The following is a 7,555-nucleotide window of genomic DNA, read 5'->3' as shown; positions in this document are numbered from 1 at the left end:
GACATGACCGAACATGGCGGGTCTGGTAGTTAGTGGATACAAGTACTGTCTTCACCCTACCCCTGACACTGGTCCCTATCGGTGTCATGTTCGGGGAATTATTCCGCATGGGAAACCTTGCCTGGGTACAGACTCTTTGGTAAGGCAGAACATGGAGGCGAGCGGGAAATGACCAGCAGCGGATCAGCGTCGGCCGGGGCAGATGAGGCCTGGATTCAGCACACGCTTGCCAGATTGGGGCATTCGCGCTTCCGGTCCGGTTTCTCCCTTTCGGCCAAGGACCGCGCCTACGCCCGCGCCAAGGGCAGGGATACCATCGACCGCCACGCCCACGAGATGCTGGCCAAGCGTGTGGGGCCTGCCCACCCTTTGAAGGACGGCAAGCAGACCCCCTACCGCGGGCATCCGGTCTTCACGGCCCAGCATGCCACGGCCACCTGCTGCCGGGGGTGCATCGAGCGCTGGCACCACATCCCGCGCGGCCGGGCTCTGACCGATGCAGAGGTTGATGCTCTGGCCAGGCTGGTCATGGCCTGGATAGAGCGCGACTTGGTCAATCATCCGGCTTGATACTGATGTTGCGGCGCTTCTGCCACTAATCGTGGCTATGGATCAGTCGGGAATGATGATGTTGATGAAGCGTTTCCATTCATCAACAAAATCCATGGTTTTACCGCCTGTCAGCCACCGCAGCTGGAGCCCATCCATGGCACTGAGCGTCTGCAGGGCTATTCGATCGGGGTTCTTAAGCCTGTCCCTCTTGGCAACGTAGGCATACTCGTGAAGAACCTTCTGCTCGCGATCGAGGAAGAACTGGTGGGCGGGATGGTTGTCTTCCAGGGATTCGCCTTGAAGGACGATATAGAGACTGACCAATTGCGGTCGGGAGACGTTCGCCTCCACAGTCGCAGTGGTCAGGGTCTTCAGACTGAAATCACCGTGGTATCCCAGTCCATCTGAAATATCGGTTTCCTCACTGACTCCAAGGCGCTTGGCGATGGCTTCGGCATTGATGCTGTCCGCATATTCCAGGGTTTTGACAAGAAGTTCCTCTTTGGATTTGAAGTAGTACAGAAGCCCTGCTTCAGTCACTCCCTCAGCTTCCGCTACATCACGTATGGTGAACCCCCAGAAGCCGAACTTGGAAATACAAGCGATGGTTGATTTCAGAATGCTTGTTCTGCGTTGGTCGGCCGACATTCGCGGTGACGAGGTAGAACGCTTTCGCCTATTCATTGGTCATCCCTCTGAGAAAGTCGACGTGTACCAACAGCATTGTATCCGTATTCAATGTACTTGATGCAACCACTTATATCAGGATAATCCGTCAACCGGCAATGCATCGTCCGGACAGATCGGGGCCAAGCAGAAAACCGTTCCGCTTGGTCCCGATCTGTTCTTTCAGCTGGGCTGCCTACGATTATTTACTGAACCCGGCTGTCAAGCCTGCGACCATCTGTTTGCGGCCGAAGATGTATGCCGTCAGGATCGGCAGCACCGAAATAACCACTGCTGCCAGTATTCCTGGTGTATCTACAGTGAACTGCCCCTGGAAAAGCCAGAGCGACAGGGGTATCACGCGGTTATCTGCAGACTGGGTCAGAATCAACGGGAAGAGAAAACCATTCCAGACATTCAGGCCGTCATAGATAGCCACTGTAATGATTGCGGGCCTGACCATCGGAACAGCGAGTTTCGTCATGGTCATGAACTCGCTGGCCCCGTCCACTGACATGGCTTCAAAAAGAGACTGGGGTATGTCTCTCAGAAAGTTGGTCAATATCATTACCGAGATGGGGATCGCAAAGGCCGCTGACGGCAGGATCAAGGCCCACAAAGTGTCATAGAGGCCAATGCGGATAATGAGGTAATACACCGGGATGATCACGGCCTGCATGGGTATGGCCAGGCCGGTGATGATGAATTTGTAGACCCCGCGGGACCACTTGTCGTTTCTGCGCACGATCATGTAAGCCACCATGAAGGTGACCAGCAGAATTATGGCTACGGTGACGACCGTGACGAAGACCGAATTCCAGATGTACCTGAGGAAATGATTTTGGAAGACTCTTCGATATGCGTCAAAAGTGACATGGCTTGGCAGCGAAAGCGGGTTTTGGGAGAACAGATCGTTCTGATTCCGGACCGAGGTTACCAAAATGTAGTATACGGGCACAACCACGACGGCCAGCCAGATCCAGCCCAGGAATCCTCCGACGATGTTGATTTGCTTTCCTTTGATTCTGATCATCAGACTCCCTCCATCTGGCTTTCCATCTTGTCGGAACCCGATAGCTTGTTGAGCAGGAGCGATATGACGATGCCCATGACGAGGATGATGACCCCCACGACGCTCGCCCCGCCCATGTCATAGCTCTTGAAGCCTTTGAGATACATGTCCAAGGGAAGAATGCGCGTGGCATTTCCCGGACCTCCTGCGGTCATGACATAGACCAGGTCGAAATAGGTCAGCGATCCCACAATCATCAGGGTCGAATCGGTGGCAAAGGTATATTTGATCTGCGGCAGGGTGATGGAGAAGAACTGGCGTACAGTCCCTGCTCCGTCCAGCATGGCTGCCTCATACAGGCTTTGGGGTATCTGCCGTACAGCACCCTGATAGAGCAGTGAATGCAATGGTATGAAGCACCAGGAAACCACAACGATCAGGGTCCAGAGGGCGGTGTTGGGATCACCCAGCCAGTTGTGCGCGAGCCACTTCCATCCAACAGCTTTTCCAAGACCGAATTGCGGATCCAGAAGATTCTTGAAGGCTATGGCGACCGCAGTGGACGAGAAAAGGAGCGGAATGAAGTAGAACACTGACAGGAAGGCCCTGTACCGCTGCTTTCCTGCCATGAAGACACCCAAAAGGATGCAGATGGGAGTTTGCACCAGCCAGCTGACAACAGTGAGTATCACAGTGAGCTTCAGACCGTTGAGCACAAGCGGGTCATGGAGCATTCTGATCCAGTTGCCGACGCCATTCCATGTAACCGCCCCCAGTCCGTCCCAGTTGGTCAGGGACAGGATGACCACACCTACCAGGGGAATTGCCGCGAATAGACCGAACAGCAGCAAGGCCGGCAAGGCGTACCATAATGACGGCCCCTTGTGCAGGGTCTTCTCCGTGCCCCTTTGATGTGTTTTCCTCATAGCGCTCCTCTCATAGCTTGTTTGTACCTTGGGAGCTATTTGATCGTTTTGTTCATCGCCGAAACGAACTGATCAGGAGACATGGTGTTCAGGAACACCTGCTCCAGGTTGTTCAGTATGGCCTGACCCTGTTCAGAGGGAAGCGCAACATCCCAGGAGAGCTGATAGTTCGGCGCCTTTTTTACGGCCTGGTACAGCCAGGGGTAGTAGCCTGAACCATCGTCAGCAGCTTTGATCTTGGATTCGATGTTCTTCACCGGAGGGACCTGCCCCTGCTTGAGCATGGCATCGACCATGGTGTCGGAATAGTTCTTGGTCTTGATGAAGTCTACGAAGGTCTTCTTCTGTTCCTTGCTTGCCTTTGACGAAAGCTGCCAGTAGCTGGACAGATTTCCTGTCAGGTCATTGGGGTCGCCCCTGCCGTCCTTGACGGTCGGGAAGGGGGCATAGCCCAGGTCCTTGGCGGTGAAGTCCTTGCTGATGCTGATCAGGTCCGAATACACCCAGGATCCCATGAGTTCAAATCCCGCCTGCCCAGTGGTGATGAGTGCAGTGTCTTTCCTGTCATCGGCGGTCAGGGACTGGTAGGAATCGCCGAAGGCGCCTGCCTTGACCAGCTCCTGAATCATCCCCATGGCCTTGGTCACCGCAGGATCGCTCCAGGCGTCTTTCTTGCCCTTGAGCACATTGTTGAAGACTTCAGGGCCTCCGATGCGGTCAACAAGGTATGCGGCCCACATCAGGTATGGCCACTTGCTGCCGCCCGCCAGGGAGATGGGGGTCTTGCCGGCGGCTTTCAGTGCTGAAACATCGGCGACCAGTTCGTCCCAGGTCTGTGGGGCCGAGTCGATGCCCGCCTCCTTGAGTACTTTCTTGTTGTAGAACATCAGAACAGGCTGGGCCTGTCCGGTGGGTACGGCATAGAGCTTGCCGTCTCGGAAACCTTCCGCTGCAACCGAATCAAGCACCTTGCCCTGAATATCGGACTTGAGTTCGGGGGTCAGGTCGGTGATTGCCTTGCTCTTGGTGTAGTCGGTCAGCGGCGACCCTCCCCAACTGGGGAAGAAAGTAGGGGCGTTGCCCGAACCGACTGCAGTGCGGATTTTCTCCTTGTATGCGTCATTGGCAAAGCTCTCCTCGCTGATCTGGGCATCCTTGTGGTCCTTGTTCCATTCCTTGAAGGCATCCTTTACGGGGTCCCAGGGTGCATCCGTCATAGCCCAGGTCGTCACATTGGCGCCTTCCGCCTTGCTGCCTGACGAGTTTCCAGGCTGGGAACCGCAGGCGGAGGCTCCTAGTAGCATGGCCGTGGATGCTATGGCTGCAATGAGTTTGCCCGATTGTTTCATGTCAGTCTCCTCTTTGAGTCCTATCTTCTCTTCGCTTTATCTGAATCCCGAGGGCTTCCGTCGTCGGGAGTCGATGATTACTGTATACTTAGTAATTACTAAGTTCAAATTAGTTCATTGATTTAATTCTCGTGTCTTCAAGGAGGAAATAATGAGACCAGACACTGGAAGCCGGGTTCTGCACGTGAAGGAAGGCTCTGATGACTGCGGCGATGGCAGCGTGGAAAGGCCTTTTCGCAGCATTCAGCAGGCAGCCGATGTGGCCTTGGCCGGCGATGTGGTCATGGTGCATGCTGGCACATACAGGGAGAGCGTGAATCCAATCAACGGCGGCAAGGACCGGTATGACCGGATCACCTATACTGCCGCTCCCGGCGAGCATCCGGTGATCAAGGGTTCAGAGCGCGTCAACTGCTGGCAGGATCGTGGGAATTCAGTCTGGACGGCCGAAATCGACAACAGCTTGTTCGGAAGCTTCAACCCCTTTGCAACCCCTCTGAAAGGTGATTGGCTGGAACGGCCGAGTACATGGAATATGACTCTCGGCGAGGTCTATATCAATGGGAAGTCGATGTACCAGGCTCCGGACGTGGAGTCGGTGCGCAATCCCCAGATGCGCAAGACCGGTTTCGGACCCGACTGGGTCAAGGAGGAGGAGCCGGTGGCTCATCCAGAGGATACGGTCTATCAGTGGTATGCACAGGTCGGGGATCGGACAACCTGCATTTGGGCGAATTTCCAAGGGTATGATCCGAACGTCAGTCTGGTGGAGATCAATGTGCGCCCGACCTGCTTCTACCCATTGCATACCGGCATCAACTACATAACAGTAACCGGGTTCGAGATGGCCCAGGCTGCCTGCCAATGGGCTCCCCCCACGGGTGACCAGCAGGGTCTGATCGGCACCCACTGGTCAAAGGGATGGGTCATTGAGGGAAATGATCTGCATGATGCCAGGTGCAGCGCAGTTTCGCTGGGCAAGGACTGGTCCACTGGTGACAGCGAATCCACCCGGTGGGGATACAAGCCTGGGTATCAGACGCAATTGGAGACGGTTTTCCGCGCTCGCCATGCCGGGTGGGATATGGAGACCGTCGGTTCGCATCTCGTGCGCAATAACCATATCCACGACTGTGGTCAGAATGGAGTCGTCGGGCATCTGGGTTGCATCCGTTCGGTGATTGAGGACAATGACATCCATGATATTGGCAATAAGCATGAGTTCTTCGGCCATGAGATAGCCGGCATCAAGCTGCATACCGCAATCGATGTGATTATCCGGCATAATCACATCCATGAATCCACATTGGGAATCTGGCTGGATTGGGAAGCCCAGGGGACGCGGGTGAGCTCGAATGTCTTCAATGACAATATCCGTGATTTTATGATTGAAGTCACTCATGGCCCCTGCCTGGTCGACAACAATGTGTTCGCCTCGGCATACAACCTGGACAATGTGGCACAGGGCACCGCTTTTGTGCACAACCTGTTCTGTGGGTCCGCCCAGCGCCGCGACGTCCTCGACCGGTTCACCCCCTACCATTTGCCGCATTCGACCACTGTCGCTGGCACGGCCTGCGTCTATGGAGGCGACGACCGAATCTATCAGAACATATTTGTGGGAGGAGAGGCCTATCTGCCTGGGGTAACTACTAGGGGGACAGAGACCTATGAGGGGTGCCCAGGCAGCATGGACGAGTACCGGGAACTGGTTCATGCTCATGGTCCGGGGGACCTTGAGCTTTTCGAACGAGTGAAGCAACCTGCCTATATTGACCGCAACGTCTATCTTAATGGCGCACAGTCATGCTCTCAGGACAGCGATGCTTGCAAGATTCCCGATAATCCGAGATTCAAAGTCGTAACAGACCACGACGGATCTGTTTGGCTGGATGGGGAATTGCCTGAGGCCATGTTCCACATGGGCTGCCGCATTGTCGACACCGCCATGCTGGGAGCGCCGCGCATGTCCGAAGAACGGTATGAGGCCCCGGATGGCAGCTCGATTGCTATAGATAGGGACCTGACGGGCGTCATTCGTGGGGATGACCCGGTACCCGGCCCTCTTGAGGGGCTAACACCAGGGAAGAACCACATGCGGCTTATGTAGGAGTTGAATCACGGCTGGCCTGAAGCCAGAAAGGGTGGACGGAAGTTGCTATGAACCCCGTCCACCCTTTTCGTTTGAATGCCGATGGATGTCTTCATGGGCTGAGAGGCGCAAAGGTCTCGGGTCCGGATGTTGGCGGTGATCTGCTGACTGGGAGGAGATCACCTTCCTTGGCGCATCAGCTGAGGAAGCATGTCAGATTCACGGAGTGCTATGACTTCGCGGGTTTCGTTGAGGGTTCAGCATCTTTCGGTTGCTTTGCCTCACGGGCTTTCTTGTCTCCGGAGCGGGGAATGCCCAGAAGTTTGCGTGTCTCGGCAACCAGCTTTTTCGGTGTCTTGCGCACGCCACTCTCTTCGGCATCCTTGATGATGGTCTTCACGTCCAGGTCGGGATTGCGGTCCTGTGTGGCCACCAGGTCGCGTGCCTCCTGCCGGTTGAGCACGGTGGGCAGGGTGCCGGGCATGGGGCGCCGGGCGGTCTCGGCCAGGAAGAGCACGGTGATCAGACCGCAGGTCGAGGTGAACATGATCCAGTAGGCAGGTGCCAGGGACTTGCCGGTCGCGGTCACCAGCCCTTCCATGATGACAGGCGCGGTTCCGCCGAAGACGGCTACGGCCAGGTTGTACGACAGTCCCATGCCGCCGTAACGGGACGCGGTTGGGAAGAGAGCCGGCAGGGTGGATGCCAGGTTGGCCACGAAGAAGATGACTGGGATGGCCAGCAGGACCAGTCCGCCGAAGACGGCACCCGTGGTTTCATGCTCCAACAGTCGGAAAGCGGGCAGGGACAGGCACAGTCCAGTGAATGCTCCCATAAACAGCACCTTCTTGCGGCCAAAGCGGTCGGAAAGGGCTCCGGTAATGGGGATGCAGCAGGCCACCATGAGCAGGACCGGCAGGGAGAGCAGGTTGGCCTGGGCTGTGTTGTAGTGCAGGGT

7 protein-coding genes are annotated in these 7,555 nt (G+C 56.0%); 2 read left to right on the top strand and 5 right to left on the bottom strand.

Translation table 11 applies throughout. From position 1 onward, the window contains the following. The first annotated feature begins 168 nt into the window (after positions 1–168). Positions 169–570 carry a DUF4186 domain-containing protein gene (locus tag AC0AP0_RS06720; protein ID WP_445340737.1) on the top strand — a complete coding sequence of 134 codons (402 nt, stop codon included), beginning with the start codon at positions 169–171 and terminating at the stop codon, positions 568–570. A 42-nt stretch (positions 571–612) separates the two neighbouring features. Here the strand turns inward: AC0AP0_RS06720 and AC0AP0_RS06715 are convergent, their stop codons facing one another. The 4 genes from AC0AP0_RS06715 to AC0AP0_RS06700 all read right to left on the bottom strand — a co-directional run bounded on the left by AC0AP0_RS06715 (position 613) and on the right by AC0AP0_RS06700 (position 4,505). After that, complete coding sequence (locus AC0AP0_RS06715) at positions 613–1,236, bottom strand: TetR/AcrR family transcriptional regulator (protein WP_490429827.1); 624 nt, start codon at positions 1,234–1,236, stop codon at positions 613–615. Positions 1,237–1,420: 184 nt separating this feature from the next. Next, positions 1,421–2,251 (bottom strand): carbohydrate ABC transporter permease, encoded by an 831-nt coding sequence (locus AC0AP0_RS06710; protein WP_490429826.1) that lies wholly within the window; start codon positions 2,249–2,251, stop codon positions 1,421–1,423. Beyond that, positions 2,251–3,156 carry a carbohydrate ABC transporter permease gene (locus AC0AP0_RS06705; protein WP_490429825.1) on the bottom strand — a complete coding sequence of 302 codons (906 nt, stop codon included), beginning with the start codon at positions 3,154–3,156 and terminating at the stop codon, positions 2,251–2,253. The genes AC0AP0_RS06710 and AC0AP0_RS06705 overlap by 1 nt, the downstream gene beginning before the upstream one ends. 35 nt (positions 3,157–3,191) lie before the next feature. Beyond that, a complete protein-coding gene (locus AC0AP0_RS06700) occupies positions 3,192–4,505 on the bottom strand; it encodes an extracellular solute-binding protein (protein ID WP_490429824.1) in 1,314 nt (437 codons plus the stop codon). Between the two features lie 151 nt (positions 4,506–4,656). Here AC0AP0_RS06700 and AC0AP0_RS06695 point away from each other — a divergent pair, with 151 nt between their 5' ends. Then, positions 4,657–6,615, top strand: coding sequence for a right-handed parallel beta-helix repeat-containing protein (locus AC0AP0_RS06695; protein WP_490429823.1), 1,959 nt, complete (start codon positions 4,657–4,659; stop codon positions 6,613–6,615). A gap of 211 nt (positions 6,616–6,826) precedes the next feature. Here AC0AP0_RS06695 and AC0AP0_RS06690 read toward each other — a convergent pair. Further along, the coding region (locus AC0AP0_RS06690; protein ID WP_490429822.1) for an MFS transporter at positions 6,827–7,555 on the bottom strand (729 nt) is incomplete at its 5' end.

The sequence above is a fragment of the Bifidobacterium sp. POST2/T3 (B1) genome, from assembly GCF_058197115.1.
The sequence above is the reverse complement of the archived record's forward strand: the minus strand, read 5'-3'. Positions and strand labels throughout refer to the sequence as shown.